The organism is Lutispora sp. (assembly GCF_041687175.1).
In the GTDB taxonomy this organism is placed as follows: domain Bacteria; phylum Bacillota; class Clostridia; order Lutisporales; family Lutisporaceae; genus Lutispora.
Genome location: NZ_JAWLCK010000069.1, coordinates 1 through 14902, shown reverse-complemented (window position 1 = coordinate 14902; position 14902 = coordinate 1). Strand labels below are relative to the sequence as shown.

Here is a 14902-nt window from a genome sequence, read left to right as displayed (position 1 = left end):
TTTGTTTGACAAAGAAAAACCCCTATGATAAAATATTACGGTGTAGGCATATCCGCTCGGGTCGGGTTTAAAAATATTACCTTGAGTCCGGCGAGACTTATTTTGAAGGAGGTGCAATGCCTAATGTATGCAATAATTAAAACAGGTGGAAAACAGTACAGAGTCACTGAAGGTGATGTAATCTTTGTAGAAAAGCTTCCTTATGCTGAGGGAGACAAAGTTAAATTTGACGAGGTTCTTTTAGTAGGCGGAGACGGCGAAATCAAAACAGGAACTCCTGTTATTGATGGAGCTAGTGTTGAAGCTACTGTACTTAAAAACGGAAAAGCAAGAAAAATAATCGTTTTCAAGTACAAACCGAAAAAGGATTACAGAAGAAAACAGGGACACAGACAGCCATATACAAAAGTTCAAATTGATAAAATTAATGCTTAACCCATATGATTACAGTAAATATTTTAATGTCGGCAGATGATAAGGTAAGAGAGCTAAAGGTTACTGGACATGCTGATTATAGTGAATATGGCAGTGATATTGTATGCAGTGCCGTGTCCGCTTTAACCCAAACAGCTCTATTAGGCCTTATGAATGTCGCTAAATTAGATATAGAATACTGTGTCAATGAAGGCTTTTTAAGCTTTACTATACCTGTTATAGAGGATAGAGATGCAAGACTTAAAGCCTGGGCAATATTGGACACCATGGTTATGGGTCTAGAAAATATATCGGAGAATTACTCACCTTATGTAAGGATAGTAGTTAAAAGGGAGGTGTAATTTATGTTTAACATAAATCTTCAATTGTTTGCTCATAAAAAAGGAGTAGGTAGTTCAAGAAACGGTCGTGACAGCCAAGCCAAGAGATTGGGTGTGAAAAGAGCTGATGGTCAGGCAGTAAATGCTGGTTGTATTATAGTAAGACAAAGAGGCACCAAGATTCATCCTGGTAACAATGTTGGAAAAGGTAAAGATGACACATTGTTTGCTATGATAGAAGGTGTTGTAAAATTTGAGAGAAAGGGCAAGGATAAGAAACAGGTAAGCGTTTATCCTGTAGCTTAGTTGCTTAATCAGTCAGATATTTGTAGGTGCAGCAAAGCTGTACCTTTTTTGTTATAAATAGTTCCGATAGGATAAAACTAATACATATGTCTATAATAGTGTTGAAATAGCCAATGAAAAAGAGGTGAAAAATATGTTCATAGATAAAGCAAAGATATATATAAAAGCTGGTGACGGAGGAGACGGCAGAGTATCCTTCAGAAGAGAAAAATATGTACCAAACGGAGGTCCTGACGGCGGCGATGGGGGAAACGGAGGAAGTGTAATACTCGTTGCAGACGAAAGTATGAGAACTCTAATGGACTTCCGATATAAAAGAAAACATATAGCAGAAAATGGGGAGATGGGCGGAGCAAATAATCGCTATGGAAAAAGCGGAGAGAATTTATACATTAAAGTGCCTGTGGGAACAATAATATATGATGAAGAGACTAAGAGAGCTTTAGGAGACTTAAGGCATGATGGGCAGGAGTTAATAATCGCCAGAGGAGGAAAAGGAGGCAAGGGCAATGCTCATTTTGCCACATCCACCAGGCAGGCTCCGAGATTTGCTCAACCAGGCGAAAAAGGGGAAGAAATATGGATTGAGCTAGAATTAAAGCTTATAGCTGATGTAGGTTTAGTAGGATTCCCCAATGTAGGTAAATCTACTCTTCTATCTGTTGTAACAGCAGCAAGACCTAAAATAGCAAATTATCATTTTACTACCCTATCACCCAATCTGGGTGTTGTAGAGTTGGATTCTAGCAGAAGCTTTGTGATGGCAGATATTCCTGGACTTATTGAAGGGGCCCACCAAGGTGTAGGGCTGGGTCATGATTTCTTAAGGCATGTTGAAAGAACAAAGGTAATAATACATGTGCTTGATGTTTCAGGAATAGAGGGAAGAGATCCAGTTGAAGACTTCAGAAAGATTAATGATGAATTAAAGCTATACAGTGAAAAGCTTGCTTCTAAACCTCAAGTCATAGCATGTAATAAGATGGATATACCTGGTTCAGAAGAAAATTTCGAGAGAGTGAGGCTTTTCTTATCAGGAGAAGGCTATGATATTTTTCCAATCTCTGGAGCAACTAAGATGGGCATTAAGCCTATGTTGGATAGAGTATATAATATTTTAGAAACTATGGAAGATGAAGAAGAAATTGTTGAAGTAGACAAGGATTTGTTGTATCATAAATATGAAGATGAAAAGGATTTCACAATAAGAAGGGAAAATGAAGTATATGTTGTTGAAGGACCTTTAGTTGAAAGACTTTTAGCATCTGTCAATATGGATGACAGCGACTCTGTCAAATACTTTCAACGTGTTATTAGAAAGAGAGGTATTATCGATGAGTTGAAAAGTATGGGTGTAAATGATGGTGATACCGTAAAAATGGGTAGTCTTGAGTTTGAGTATTATGATTAACAAGGTGGAGGTCAATTTAAAATCATGGACTGCATACAATGTGAAAATTGTAAACAGAATACTTCAACATATTTCTGTATAGCAAAGAATCAAATAGTAATTAATGAGAACTATGTACAGAATGCGGAAAAGAGCAGAAGTGGGTGGAAGAAAGGAGAGCCTAATTACGAGACTCATCGAAGAAAAACCAGAAAAGAAATAGAAATATAAAGCAGCATTATAGCAGACGAAAGTCTGCTTTTAAAATATGTTAAAATAGGAGGAACTATGTTAAGTAGTAAACAAAGAGCCTTTTTAAGAGGATTGGCGAACAGTCTGGAGGATGTATTTCAAATAGGTAAGGCAGGGATAACATCATCAATTGAAAAAGAAATTGATGCCTGCTTGGAATCAAGGGAACTGATAAAGATCAAGATATTAGACAATTGCCCTCTTGATGCCAGAGAAGCAGGTGAAGAATTGGCTTCTGCCATTGGGGCAGATGTGGTACAGGTCATAGGCAACAAGTTTGTATTATATAGGGAATCCAAAGAGAAACCACATATACAACTGCCTAAGTAGGAAAGGTTAGGGTGAGGATATGAAAAAGAGTATTGCAATGGTACTCAGTATATTGATTATTATTGCAATGGTGCTTCCCATAATATTATCTTTGCTTAATGTTCAATAAGCATTAAAGATTACTGAAGAATGTAAAGGGGGATTAACATGGAATTGGGTTTAATTACCATAGTATCAGCCTTGCATGATCTTACTTCAATAGAAAACTCTCATTATGAGCTGATAAGCAACTTGAGGCGGTATTTCTCAGTCCGGTTTATTACACCTGCTGAGGCAAAATATGTGAATATTCCTTTAATATTTGTAGCTTCAGGAGGAACGGAAGAGATGTTTAGAAACATCTATGATGAGCTTCCTCAGCCTATACTATTGCTCACAGATGGACTCCATAATTCTTTAGGTGCTTCCTTGGAGATACAGTCCTGGATAAAGAGTGTAGGTGGTATATCTCAAATACTTCACGGTAAGCCCGAATACCTTAAGAAAAGGATTGAAACCTTAAGTCATATTGCCAGTGTTTACGACATAATAAGAAAGTCTAATATAGGTATTATAGGTTTTCCATCTTCGTGGCTTATTTCAAGCGATGTAAACTATGCTGAGGTAAAAAAGAAGTGGGGTATAAACTATAGGAATATCGAGCTGTCTGAAGTATCAGATATGCTGAAAACTGTATCTTATGATGAATCAGTGAGAATAGCTGATAAGTTTATTAACAGTTCGGCAGGCATAGAAGAACCCACAAGGGAAGAGGTCATAGATGCTTCAAAAATATATTTAGCTGTAAAGGGATTATGCAAAAAAAATAGACTGGATGCTCTGACATTGAAGTGTTTTGATGTATTAGAAAAACATAATATATCAGGTTGTCTTGCTTTATCTTTGCTAAATGACGAAGGGATCATAGCTGGATGTGAGGGAGATAGCCAGTCAGTATTTTCCATGTATCTTGCCAAACTTATAACAGGTGAAACTCCATTTATGTCAAATCCATCGCTGATTGATCATGAAACCAATGAAGTGGTTTTTGCTCACTGCACTATAGCCACATCCATAACAGAAAAATACATTATAAGGAATCATTTCGAATCTCTAAAAAGCGTTGGAATTCAAGGACAAATTAAGAAAGGACCTGTTACCGTAATAAAATGTGGTGGATCGGGCTTAGACAAATACTTCCTGTCAAGGGGAGAAATATTGGAGAACTTGAATAATTCAAATATGTGCAGGACTCAGTTAAGAATTAAACTTCATGAGAGCATAGATTATTTCTTTAAGAATCCTATTGCTAATCATCATATAATAATTCCAGGGGATCACACAGAAATTATTCAAGAATTTATGGATACCATGAATTGTATTAGAATAAAATAGCATGAGAGGCTATTGGCCTGCTCATGCTATTTTATTCTTTTTTTGACATGTAATTATTATTGGACATGCTTTGAAGCATTATGAGGAAGTCGTGTACTTTCTCGTAGAGTAAACCAGTAAAAAACCATGCTACAGCAAAATCCAATCTTATGTAGCCGTTTATAGACAGTACTCCATTACCATAGTCCCATGGACAGTGGCCTAGTATGCTTTCCAAGGCCCAGCCACAAATATATTCTATGGTAAATATGATTATAACCCAGATACCTCCTCTCAGATATGTATTCCAATTCCTGATTCTATTGTGAATTGGTTCAAGAAACATTCCCATACCGTAGATAAAAAACATCCACATATAGGTGAAGCTATAGAGCATGAAATTACCGTGAATCAGGGAACCTAGGCCGGTCCATAAGATTTCCAGACACCAACCTATCAAACCGTAAGCCATAAACCTATAAAATTTATCTCTCATAGTATTAGTATGTACACTGCAATGACTTATATGTTTGTATATATTTGCTAGAAGATGCAAAAAGCCCCGTTGATTTATCAACGAGGCTTTCTAATCTATTGAATTATGCGCTAGCTGCTTTTCCCTTGTATTCTGGTGCAGATGGATCATCTTCAAGCTTCATCATAGTTATACCTGTATAGCCGAATACGATTGATACTATTGGGCTTATCCAGTTTAGTATAGCATATGGAATATACTCAATTGTAGGAATTCCCAAATAACCTGACATTGCTGCACCGCATGTATTCCATGGGAATAATGAGGATGTCATAGTACCTGCATCTTCCAAGCATCTTGAAAGGTTTCTTGGTGCTAATCCTCTCTTATGGAATTCATCTTTGTACATTTTACCAGGAAGAACTATTGCAAGATACTGATCTCCAGCCAAACCATTAACAAATATTGAAGAAATTATTGTAACTGTTACCAAAGAACCTGTGCTCTTTGCAAAGCCAAGTATTCTCTTAGCTAAAACATCAAGCATGCCTGTTTTTTCAAGCATTCCACCGAATGTTAAAGCGCAAAGTATCAAGGATATGGTCCACATCATGCTCTGCAAACCACCACGGGTTAGCAGGTCATCAAGTAACTGGTTTCCTGTCTCAGAAACTACACCGTATTGCATTGCATCCAACACTGCTCCAACAGAAGCACCTTGAAATAGTAAAGCAGCAAGTCCACCAAGGACAGTACCTATCATCAAGCCTGGTATAGCTGGTGTCTTCATAGCAACTAAAACTATAACTATTACTGGAACGATTAGCAGTATAGGACTGATATTAAAGTTTGAGCTCATGATATTTAGAAGTTCGTTGATAGCTGGAACATCGAGTTCTTTACCAGCAAATCCTGCTCCCATAATACCGAATGCGATAAGAGCTATGACGTAACTAGTACCTGTAGTAAAGAACATATGTTTAATGTGATCGAAAAGATTTGCTCCAGCCATGGCTGGTGCAAGATTTGTAGTATCAGATAGAGGTGATAACTTATCACCAAAATATGCACCGGAAATTATTGCACCGGCTGCCATTGGTCCAGGAACTCCAAGACCTGCTGCAACACCCATAAGGGCTATACCAACTGTACCTGCTGTTGTCCAGGAACTACCTGTTGCAAGAGATACTATACTGCAGAGTATCATTGAAGCGATAAGGAAGAAGGATGGTGATAATACCTGCAAACCGTAGTAAATTAGAGTAGGAACTATACCGCCTAGAATCCATGTTCCGATGATCATACCTATGATTGCGAGAATTAATATTGCTTGCATAGTACCCATGATAGTGTTTATAAAGCCTTCTTCAATCTCTCCCCAAGTAAAGCCTAGTCTGTAGACAGCTATTAATGTAACAATAATTGAGCCTAAGACTAGAGGGATATGGACATCTCCTCCTTCAACTAATATGGTGTACATTAATATTCCTATGGTGAGTATAATGGGGATTAAGGCATCCAGTACTGTAGCTTCTCTACGCTGCCTTGTTTTGTTGGTCATCTTCATAACTCCTTTCTTAATGAAATGATAATAATTTCTATCTTTGGTACCACAGATGAAATATAATAGGACATATAAATAAAGTTGTCAAAAATATATTACATCTGTAGTTTATCAATGATAGAAAATATACTTTGATTTTATTATCTCAAAAGATAGGAATAATGTAAATAGTGAAATTAATCTGAAAAATGAGACATGATGGATTATACCTCACATTTCTCTATTTATGACAAGAAATTTACATATATATAATAATTTGAGCATATACCAGATATTATACATTGAACATTGTAATATTTTGATTTCTATGAAAAAATCAATTGAAATAATCTTGAGAATATAGTATGCTCTAATTAATCTCTAAAAAAAATATGTTAGGGGGTAATTAAAATGGTTAGGTTCATTGTAGGTGAGAAAGGCACCGGTAAGACTAAGCTGATGATTGATATGGCAAATGAAGTTTCAAAAGCTTCTAAAGGTCACGTTGTGTACATCGACAGAGACAATAATCATATTTACGATTTGGATAGAAGTCTTCGATTCATCAATGCTGGAGAATTTCAGATTGAGAATTTGAAGGCTTTTTATGGTTTTTTGTGCGGAGTTATTTCCCAAAACTTTGATATCGAAACCATCTTTATTGACGGAATGAGGGTTATTTCAAATGCACAAGATGAATGCCTGAAAGGGTTCGTTGAAAATTTGGAGAAACTCAATAAGGAATTTGAAGTTGACTTCATTGTGAGCATGAGTCGAAATCCCGACAATGTTCCAGAGTTTCTGAAAGCTTACTTATAATAACTAGATAAGCTCTCCATATATTGAATTTGAAAAAAACAGACTGATAACCATACTTGCTATAGTATGGCTATTGGTCTGTATTTGTTTTTTGCTGAAAAGTGGCTTAAGCTATGTTATAATTATGAAGGACTTTGAGTTTTGTAAAGAGTTTACATAAGAAACAGAATAATATCAATATAATATTATTTATGAAAAAGATAGGGTTATTTATGTTTGGATATATATTGCCTGATAAGGGCGAGATGAAAATAAAAGAATATGAATTATTCAGAGCATATTATTGTGGAGTATGTAAATCAATGGGCAAGAGCTTTGGACCACTATGCAGATTTGCTCTCAATTATGATTCAGTTTTTTTAGGTATGCTTCTCTCTTCTATTAATAAAGAATCTGTCAGTCTTAAAAAAGAGCCCTGTATTGCTAATCCACTAAAAAGGAAATGGGTTGTTAAGAACAGTAACAGTGTGGATTTTTCCGCAGATATAAATATTATCCTGACCTATTACAAATTTAAGGATGATTGGACTGATGAAAAAAGTTACCTGGCAAAGTTGGGGCAGATAGTAATAAGCCCTGGATATAAAAGAGCATTGAATTGCAGTAAAGAAGCGGAGAGTCACATAAAAAAATCCCTCGAAAAGCTTCATGCTTTGGAAAGCCAGAGATGCAGTTCTATGGATATAGCTGCAGATCCTTTTGGAGAATTAATAAAAGGCATTATAAGCATAGGCTGTAATTGGGATAATGATAAGAAAAAAGAAGCCGTAGAGTGGTTGGGTTATAACATAGGAAAGTGGATATATATAATAGATGCTTTTGATGATATTGAAAAGGATATAGAAAAGAATAGCTATAATCCTCTTTTGCTTCAATATATGTATAAGGATGAAGAGGTTAATGAGTTTAAAAATAGAATAAGAGATGAAGTAAGATTTAATTTGATTCATACATTGGCACAGGCTGCATCAGCCTTTGAACTGCTTGATATGAACAACAAAAGCATAATAGAAAATATACTATACTTAGGAATGGACAAAAAAACAAAAAGTGTATTAGAAGGAAGGAGCTGCAATAAGGATGAGAAATCCCTATGAGGTATTAGGCATCAGAGAAGGGGCCTCAGTAGATGAAATAAAACGAGCATATAAAGAATTGGTTAAGAAATATCATCCTGATCAATACAGGAATAATCCCCTTTCTGAGCTGGCAGAAGAGAAATTAAAAGAAATCAATCAAGCTTATGATTATTTGATGAAGCAATATGAAAAAAGTGGTTCTCAGTATAGGAATCAAAGCAGTTCCTATGGCAGCAACAGTGGCTATGGAAACGATACCAGCTTATATTCGCAGATAAGAATGAATATTATGAATGGCAATATCCAAGCTGCAGAAACTTTGCTCAATAGAGTAACTATGAAGGATGCAGAATGGCATTACTTAAGAGGCTTAATATTTATGAGAAAAGGTTGGTATAATGAAGCGGTTAACAGCATAAATACTGCTGTAAATATGGATCCATCAAACATGGAGTATAGAGATGCATTGAATCGAATTGCCTATGCCAATAACAGATATCAAGCTTATGGATATGATAGAAGATATAGTGCAGGAGGACCGGATCTGTGCACCATGTGTCAGTGTCTTATTTGTTCTGATTGTTGTTGCGAGTGTATGGGTGGGGATTTGATAAACTGCATCTAGCAAGGGGGGTGTAAATATTGGGAAGAAAGGCTGCTTTGGGAGGAATTCTAACCGCTGTAAGTTTGATATTCCTGTACTTCGCCTTTTATTTACCTTCCATGAAGCTTACTATGTACTTCTTAACCGGAATAATACCTGGTCTGGTATTGGTTGAGATGGGAGTAAGACAGGCCTGGATGCTCTATGGTGCCACATCTATGCTATCTTTTATTATGTTAGGAAATGTTGTGAATACAATTCCTTACATTTTGATATTCGGACTTTATCCCATAATTAAGTTTTATATTGAAAAGACAAGAAGATTAATTATCCAGATACCGCTGAAGCTAGCTTTTTTCAATATAGCAATAGTTTTGGCTTATGTTATATGTACCAAGCTTTTTGCATTAAATATAGCTACTGCACTACCTATTGGATGGATAATTATAGGCATACAGCCTGCCTATTTGCTTTATGATTATATTTTTACAAGGGTAATTTTTTATTACTGTGATAGGGTTAGAATTAAATGGAGGAAAGATTTATCATGATAGATACAGTATTGTTTGATTTAGATGGAACCTTATTGGGAATGGATTATAAGGAATTTGAAAATAAATATTTTTCACTTCTGGGCACTAAGTTTGAGAAATATTGCTCTCCAAAAGAACTATATAATAATATATGGGAATCTACTATTTATATGATTAAGAACTCAGACGGCGTCAGATTGAATCAAGATATCTTTTTTGAGAAATTTAATCAGCTCATAAGGGAAGAGCATAGAGATTTGTATATTGCTGGATTCAATGAATTCTACGAAAAAGAGTTTGACCTGGTAAAGGATGCCACATACAGAATGGAGAACATGATAAAAGCAGTAAATATACTAAAATCTAAAGGGTATGATGTAATAATAGCCACAAATCCATTATTCCCAAAGCTTGCTATAGATAAAAGGATTCAATGGGCAGGATTGAATTTGGATGATTTCAGCTATGTAACTAATTTCGAGATATGCAGATTTTGCAAGCCTAATCCAAAGTTTTATGAAGATATTCTGAAGCTAAATAATAAGAAACCGGAGAATTGTCTCATGGTAGGCAATGATATGCTGGAAGATATGATAGCAAAGATGCTTGGTATAACCACATACCTGATTACAGATTGCATAATAGAGAGAGAAAGCCCCTATGCTCCTGATTACACCTCAGACAGCGCAGGATTCCTGGAGTTTGTAGCTACATTGCCTAGCATTGTATGAGATTTGCTAGTGTAGCAGCACAAGCCAATCTTAGGGATATATAATATCGCATGGGTTATTAACTTTGGTGACTCTAATGCTCATCTAAAAGAGAATTCTAACGGCGCAAAACGGGCATCCATGCCCTATGCTTCGCCAGTTGCGCCTAGCACGGCCTCCATGCCGTGCTTACGAATTCTCTATTTTAGATTTCGCAAAGAGTCATTAGCAAAGTTAACAAAAATGCTCTATTATATATCACCTAGATTTCACTGTATAGAAGAAAGCTGCAGTAACTAAAGAATAAGCATATGTGCAAGTGAACATATTTATTGATTTTGCTTGTAACTCTTAGCGAAATGTCCTTAGAAAAATCGTATGGGCAGCACGGATGCTGCCCAAGCCTTCCAGGGCATGGAGGCCCTTTGGGAGGCGTTAGATTTTTCTTAGGATATGAGCTTTAGAGTTACCAAAATCAATACTCATGTGAACTGCACATATGCTTATTCTAGTTTAATACAGTATCGAAGCAGTACCATTAAACACCCTAGAGGAATACCCTAATACCAGTGACTGGCGACTAGCGACCAGAGGCCAGTCCCAAGAGGAATCCCCTAGGCTACGCACAATTACGCTTTACCGCTGCAATTTAACACATTCCTCATCTTATGCTTAACCATATCCTTTATGGCTTCTCTTGCAGGTTTCAAATACTTGCGAGGATCAAAATCGCTTGGGTTTTCGTACAAATGTTTTCTTATGGAAGCGGTCATTGCAAGTCTAAGGTCGGTATCGATATTGATCTTGCAGACTCCGAGCTTTCCTGCTCTCAAAAGCATATCTTCGGGAACACCTTTGGCTCCCTTAACATCTCCACCATATGTATTGCATAGATCTACGAACTCTGGAAGCACAGTGGATGCACCATGAAGTACTAACGGGAATCCAGGAAGAAGCTTGCTTATCTTTTCCAGCCTTTCAAAATCAAGCATTGGTTCACCCTTGAACTTATATGCTCCATGACTGGTTCCTATGGCAATGGCAAGGGAATCGACACCGGTTCTTTCTACAAATTCTACTGCTTGGTCTGGATCTGTGAAGGTAGCATCTCTATCACTCACGTTTACAGCATCTTCAATGCCTGCAAGCCTTCCAAGTTCAGCTTCTACTACAACACCTTTATCATGAGCATATTCTACTACCTTTTTGGTTATGGCAATGTTCTCCTCGAAGGGATACTTGGAACCATCGATCATAACTGATGTAAAACCACCATCTACGCAAGCTTTACATATTTCGAAATCCTCACCATGATCCAAATGTAGACAAATAGAAAGGCCGCTGTCCTCTACTGCAGCTTCAACCAATTTCATAAGATAAATATGCTTTGCATATTTTCTGGCACCTGCTGACACTTGAAGTATTAGTGGAGCCTGTTCCTCCTTGGCTGCTTCAACAATGCCCTGGATTATCTCCATGTTGTTTACATTAAATGCTCCTACGGCATATTGGCCGTCGTAAGCTTTTTTAAACATATCTTTTGAAGTAACTAAAGGCATTTCATTACCTCCTCATTTTAATACATTAACAATACTATTATATCAGATATTCTAATATTTAGTTATACATACTTATATCTTTATTAGAGAACCTCTTCAATTTGCAGTTCTTTTTCCATGCTTAAATCTACTATTCTCGAATCTTCCAATCTAATAATAGGTTTTGATATTGCCTTCTGGTTTATAAATACTATTTCACCATAGGAGCCGTCACTAAGTCTTACATTGCTTCCAATATAATAGCTTGCAACTCTGCTGAGAAAAGTAAGCAGTATATTTGCATCGCACTTTGTTAAATATTCACTTTCAAACATCTCAAAAACATCAAAGCAAGTTTGGCGTTTCTTGTATACCCTGTCTGAAGTCATAGCATCGAAGACATCAGCTATAGCTGTGACCTTAGCATAAAAACTTATTTTATCACCCTTTAGTCCAAAGGGGTACCCGCTACCGTCTTCTCTTTCGTGGTGCATAAGTACAGCCATCATAATATCCTTACTTATTGCAATATTTCCTTCTAGTATCTTATAACCAAATATAGAATGCTTTTTCATTTCTTCATATTCGCTAGGTGTTAGTGGACCAGGTTTATCCAATATTTCAGGAGGTATTTTTGATTTGCCTATATCATGGAGAAGTCCACAGTAGGATAGTGTTCTTTTTTGAGCTGGGCTTAAGCCTAACCAATTACCGATAAGAGAGCATAGAAGAGAGACATTTAAACTATGAGAGTATGTATATTCATCAATAGCCCTATTGCTTTTAAGATTTGTAATTATTTCATTAATGGAAGTAAAACTGTCATTTAATTCTCTGACTATGTTTTGCACTTTTAAGGTATCCAATTTCTTGCCAATACCGATATCCTTTATTATAGTTTTGAACTCATTTACTTTTTCTTCATATACTATGTTAACTTCCATATCATTTTTAGTTTTTGGTTCATAATCTTCATAGACTTTAACTTTTTCTATTCCAAAGTTCATGAGTTTATTTACGGTGTAATCATCCAATATGGTGTATTTGTGAACTAAAATAGCTCCAAAATTATTGATGATTTCTTCTGATACCTTCATTCCTGGCTTACATTGTCTTATATCTAGAGTGATTTCATTTGACATACCTTCGCCCCCATTGTAATAATTACATGTATTAGACATTTATTAACAATATTATAACAGATTCAACTAAATAGTACAAATTTTTCAAACTTTCTACCTATAACCCATTAGTAAGATTAATTCTCAATAAATAGGAGATGTAAGAGTACTGGTTTAAATTTGATTTGTTGTAAACTGATTAATATTGTGCTAAAATAATAACGATATAGGAAAATAAAATATAAAAGTTCAGGTGCTGTATATGCAGTTAAAAGGGAAATGGGTGAAATTCCCATGCGGTCCCGCCACTGTGAGGGGGAGCGGCCTAGAAATGCCACTGATTTAATCGGGAAGGCCTAGGCAGCTGTGAACCATAGCCAGGAAACCTGCCTGAACTGTAGTTTTAGCTTGCCTACGAGCGATGGGGAGGTGAATTATTACGAAATATTCCTTTCTCACTGGAGAAAGGTTTTTATTTTGTTATGTCGGAAAATATAAATTCCTTTTTTATTTAAAACATATTGGAGGAGTGTTTACAATGAAAAGACTTAGAAAACTTACTATAATAATGCTTACATTAATGCTACTTTTAGCTTTGACTTCTTGTCAGACAGGAGAGAGTAGTGACAATAGCAAAGAAACGGCAAAAATAGAGATAATGGATATAAAAGGGAAAAAGGTGGTATTGAATAAGACACCAGAGAGAATAGTATCCTTATCACCAACAAACACAGAAATCGTCTTTGCTCTTGGGGCAGGAGAAAAATTAGTGGGAGTGACCAGTTACTGTGACTATCCAGAGGAAGCAAAAGATATCGACAAGATAGGTGACTTTGACAATCCCAATATTGAATTGATAAAGAAGATGAATCCTGATTTGGTTCTGGCAGGCGGATTCCTGCAAGAAGATTTGATGGCAGCTCTTGAGGGATTGAGCATTCCTGTTGCCTCAACTGAAGCTGCAGGTGTAGAGTCAATATATGATTCCATAGCAATGATAGGCAAGTTTGTAGGTCAAGAAACGAAGGCGGAAGAGTTAATAAACAATATAAAAAAGGATATAGAGGAAATAGAAATCAAGGTTATGGGTAAGGAAAAACCAAAAGTATTCTATCTGGTATGGAAGGAACCATTATTTACAACAGGCCAAGGAACCTATATCAATGAAATAATACAAATAGCCGGAGGTCAGAATGTAGCAGCAGAGACAGAGGGCTGGGCCCAGTACAGTTTTGAGGAGTTGCTGAAACAGAATCCCGACATTTTAATTGCTGCTTATCATTCTACTGACGAGGGCATGAGAAAAGAAGATATAATGAAGGATGAATTATTTAGCAAACTCCCATGTGTCAGGGATGGAAAAATTCATGTAATGACTGATGATAATATTGTCTCAAGACCGGGTCCAAGAGTAGTAGAGGCTATTAGAGAAATGGCCGAGGCTTTGCATAATGATACATTTTAAGCAATAGGCGGGTATGGATATGGATTATGAAGTAAGGGTAGAAGGCTTAGATTTTAGCTATGGAAGCAAGAGCATATTGAAGGATATAAATCTCAGCATGAAAGCAGGGAGTTTCATAAGTATCATAGGTCCTAACGGTTCAGGGAAAAGTACTTTTTTGAGAAATCTCTCCAGATATCTAAAACCTCAAAAAGGTATAATTATGCTGGGAAACGATGATATTAGAAAACTTTCACAAAAGGAAATCAGTAAAAAGGTTTCTGTGGTGCCCCAGAATATTCTTATGGAGTTTGACTATAAGGTGAAGGATATGGTACTTATGGGCCGGTACCCTTATGTTAAAAGAATGAAAGGTGAGACAGCAGAGGATATTAAAATTGCTGAAAGGTCTATGAAGTATACCAACACTTTGGAGTTTTCCAATAGGCATTTTAGTGAGTTAAGCGGCGGTGAGAAACAAAGGGTAATACTTGCTCAGGCCTTAGCTCAACAGCCTAGAGTACTGCTTATGGATGAACCCATATCCCACCTGGATTTGCAGTATCAGGTAGAAATACTTGATCTAGTGAAGAAAATGACATTGGAGGAAGGATTGACTTCTATCGCAGTGCTCCATGATCTGAATATGG

At 36.4% G+C, this 14902-nt stretch carries 18 protein-coding genes and 1 riboswitch; of the genes, 14 read left to right on the top strand and 4 right to left on the bottom strand.

The genetic code is table 11. The annotated features are described in order from the left end of the window. The first annotated feature begins 123 nt into the window (after window positions 1–123). The 7 genes from rplU to ACESM9_RS10280 all read left to right on the top strand — a co-directional run bounded on the left by rplU (window position 124) and on the right by ACESM9_RS10280 (window position 4407). Window positions 124–435, top strand: coding sequence for a 50S ribosomal protein L21 (gene rplU / locus ACESM9_RS10310; protein ID WP_372997954.1), 312 nt, complete (start codon window positions 124–126; stop codon window positions 433–435). Between the two features lie 5 nt (window positions 436–440). After that, window positions 441–776: a ribosomal-processing cysteine protease Prp gene (locus tag ACESM9_RS10305; protein WP_372997952.1), complete on the top strand. Its 336-nt coding sequence runs from the start codon at window positions 441–443 to the stop codon at window positions 774–776. 3 nt (window positions 777–779) lie between these two features. Continuing rightward, the gene (rpmA, locus tag ACESM9_RS10300) at window positions 780–1061 is read left to right on the top strand and encodes a 50S ribosomal protein L27 (protein ID WP_372997950.1); all 282 of its coding nucleotides are present in this window, start codon (window positions 780–782) and stop codon (window positions 1059–1061) included. Between the two features lie 133 nt (window positions 1062–1194). Further along, window positions 1195–2472, top strand: a complete 1278-nt coding sequence (obgE, locus tag ACESM9_RS10295; RefSeq protein ID WP_372997948.1) for a GTPase ObgE — start codon at window positions 1195–1197, stop codon at window positions 2470–2472. Between the two features lie 24 nt (window positions 2473–2496). Next, the gene (locus tag ACESM9_RS10290) at window positions 2497–2682 is read left to right on the top strand and encodes a hypothetical protein (protein ID WP_372997946.1); all 186 of its coding nucleotides are present in this window, start codon (window positions 2497–2499) and stop codon (window positions 2680–2682) included. Window positions 2683–2739: 57 nt separating this feature from the next. Next, on the top strand, window positions 2740–3033 hold the full coding sequence (gene yhbY, locus ACESM9_RS10285) for a ribosome assembly RNA-binding protein YhbY (protein WP_372997944.1): 294 nt from the start codon (window positions 2740–2742) through the stop codon (window positions 3031–3033). A 147-nt stretch (window positions 3034–3180) separates the two neighbouring features. Next, on the top strand, window positions 3181–4407 hold the full coding sequence (locus ACESM9_RS10280) for a fucose isomerase (RefSeq protein WP_372997942.1): 1227 nt from the start codon (window positions 3181–3183) through the stop codon (window positions 4405–4407). Window positions 4408–4438: 31 nt separating this feature from the next. Here the strand turns inward: ACESM9_RS10280 and ACESM9_RS10275 are convergent, their stop codons facing one another. Next, entirely contained in the window at window positions 4439–4882 is a 444-nt protein-coding gene (locus tag ACESM9_RS10275; protein ID WP_372997940.1) for a putative ABC transporter permease, read from the bottom strand. 103 nt (window positions 4883–4985) lie between these two features. Then, window positions 4986–6422: a Na+/H+ antiporter NhaC gene (gene nhaC, locus ACESM9_RS10270; RefSeq protein ID WP_372997938.1), complete on the bottom strand. Its 1437-nt coding sequence runs from the start codon at window positions 6420–6422 to the stop codon at window positions 4986–4988. 393 nt (window positions 6423–6815) lie between these two features. Between nhaC and ACESM9_RS10265 the strand changes: the two genes are divergently transcribed. From ACESM9_RS10265 to ACESM9_RS10245, 5 genes are all read left to right on the top strand, one after another. Then, entirely contained in the window at window positions 6816–7223 is a 408-nt protein-coding gene (locus ACESM9_RS10265) for an ATP-binding protein (protein WP_372997936.1), read from the top strand. Window positions 7224–7414: 191 nt separating this feature from the next. Further along, a complete protein-coding gene (locus ACESM9_RS10260) occupies window positions 7415–8320 on the top strand; it encodes a DUF5685 family protein (protein WP_372997934.1) in 906 nt (301 codons plus the stop codon). Next, window positions 8304–8927 (top strand): J domain-containing protein, encoded by a 624-nt coding sequence (locus ACESM9_RS10255; RefSeq protein ID WP_372997932.1) that lies wholly within the window; start codon window positions 8304–8306, stop codon window positions 8925–8927. The genes ACESM9_RS10260 and ACESM9_RS10255 overlap by 17 nt, the downstream gene beginning before the upstream one ends. Window positions 8928–8944: 17 nt before the next feature. Continuing rightward, on the top strand, window positions 8945–9457 hold the full coding sequence (locus ACESM9_RS10250) for a hypothetical protein (protein ID WP_372997930.1): 513 nt from the start codon (window positions 8945–8947) through the stop codon (window positions 9455–9457). Then, window positions 9454–10170 carry an HAD family hydrolase gene (locus ACESM9_RS10245; protein WP_372997928.1) on the top strand — a complete coding sequence of 239 codons (717 nt, stop codon included), beginning with the start codon at window positions 9454–9456 and terminating at the stop codon, window positions 10168–10170. The genes ACESM9_RS10250 and ACESM9_RS10245 overlap by 4 nt, the downstream gene beginning before the upstream one ends. 608 nt (window positions 10171–10778) lie before the next feature. Here ACESM9_RS10245 and fba read toward each other — a convergent pair. Further along, window positions 10779–11708 carry a class II fructose-1,6-bisphosphate aldolase gene (gene fba / locus ACESM9_RS10240; RefSeq protein ID WP_372997926.1) on the bottom strand — a complete coding sequence of 310 codons (930 nt, stop codon included), beginning with the start codon at window positions 11706–11708 and terminating at the stop codon, window positions 10779–10781. Window positions 11709–11791: 83 nt separating this feature from the next. Next, window positions 11792–12829: an HD-GYP domain-containing protein gene (locus ACESM9_RS10235; protein ID WP_372997924.1), complete on the bottom strand. Its 1038-nt coding sequence runs from the start codon at window positions 12827–12829 to the stop codon at window positions 11792–11794. A gap of 213 nt (window positions 12830–13042) precedes the next feature. Beyond that, window positions 13043–13217, top strand: a riboswitch (cobalamin riboswitch). A 129-nt stretch (window positions 13218–13346) separates the two neighbouring features. Between ACESM9_RS10235 and ACESM9_RS10230 the strand changes: the two genes are divergently transcribed. Together ACESM9_RS10230 and ACESM9_RS10225 are read left to right on the top strand one after the other, a co-directional pair. Continuing rightward, a complete protein-coding gene (locus ACESM9_RS10230) occupies window positions 13347–14273 on the top strand; it encodes an ABC transporter substrate-binding protein (protein WP_372997922.1) in 927 nt (308 codons plus the stop codon). A 19-nt stretch (window positions 14274–14292) separates the two neighbouring features. Next, window positions 14293–14902: ABC transporter ATP-binding protein (locus tag ACESM9_RS10225; RefSeq protein WP_372997920.1), on the top strand; the 610-nt coding region annotated here is incomplete at its 3' end.

Excerpts from the sequence above, each read along its gene's own strand:
- rplU (WP_372997954.1), top strand. The coding sequence starts at position 124 with ATGTATGCAATAATTAAAACAGGTGGAAAACAGTACAGAGTCACTGAA.
- ACESM9_RS10305 (WP_372997952.1), top strand. The coding sequence starts at position 441 with ATGATTACAGTAAATATTTTAATGTCGGCAGATGATAAGGTAAGAGAG.
- rpmA (WP_372997950.1), top strand. The coding sequence starts at position 780 with ATGTTTAACATAAATCTTCAATTGTTTGCTCATAAAAAAGGAGTAGGT.
- obgE (WP_372997948.1), top strand. The coding sequence starts at position 1,195 with ATGTTCATAGATAAAGCAAAGATATATATAAAAGCTGGTGACGGAGGA.
- ACESM9_RS10290 (WP_372997946.1), top strand. The coding sequence starts at position 2,497 with ATGGACTGCATACAATGTGAAAATTGTAAACAGAATACTTCAACATAT.
- yhbY (WP_372997944.1), top strand. The coding sequence starts at position 2,740 with ATGTTAAGTAGTAAACAAAGAGCCTTTTTAAGAGGATTGGCGAACAGT.
- ACESM9_RS10280 (WP_372997942.1), top strand. The coding sequence starts at position 3,181 with ATGGAATTGGGTTTAATTACCATAGTATCAGCCTTGCATGATCTTACT.
- ACESM9_RS10275 (WP_372997940.1), bottom strand. The coding sequence starts at position 4,882 with ATGAGAGATAAATTTTATAGGTTTATGGCTTACGGTTTGATAGGTTGG.
- nhaC (WP_372997938.1), bottom strand. The coding sequence starts at position 6,422 with ATGACCAACAAAACAAGGCAGCGTAGAGAAGCTACAGTACTGGATGCC.
- ACESM9_RS10265 (WP_372997936.1), top strand. The coding sequence starts at position 6,816 with ATGGTTAGGTTCATTGTAGGTGAGAAAGGCACCGGTAAGACTAAGCTG.
- ACESM9_RS10260 (WP_372997934.1), top strand. The coding sequence starts at position 7,415 with ATGAAAAAGATAGGGTTATTTATGTTTGGATATATATTGCCTGATAAG.
- ACESM9_RS10255 (WP_372997932.1), top strand. The coding sequence starts at position 8,304 with ATGAGAAATCCCTATGAGGTATTAGGCATCAGAGAAGGGGCCTCAGTA.
- ACESM9_RS10245 (WP_372997928.1), top strand. The coding sequence starts at position 9,454 with ATGATAGATACAGTATTGTTTGATTTAGATGGAACCTTATTGGGAATG.
- fba (WP_372997926.1), bottom strand. The coding sequence starts at position 11,708 with ATGCCTTTAGTTACTTCAAAAGATATGTTTAAAAAAGCTTACGACGGC.
- ACESM9_RS10235 (WP_372997924.1), bottom strand. The coding sequence starts at position 12,829 with ATGTCAAATGAAATCACTCTAGATATAAGACAATGTAAGCCAGGAATG.
- ACESM9_RS10230 (WP_372997922.1), top strand. The coding sequence starts at position 13,347 with ATGAAAAGACTTAGAAAACTTACTATAATAATGCTTACATTAATGCTA.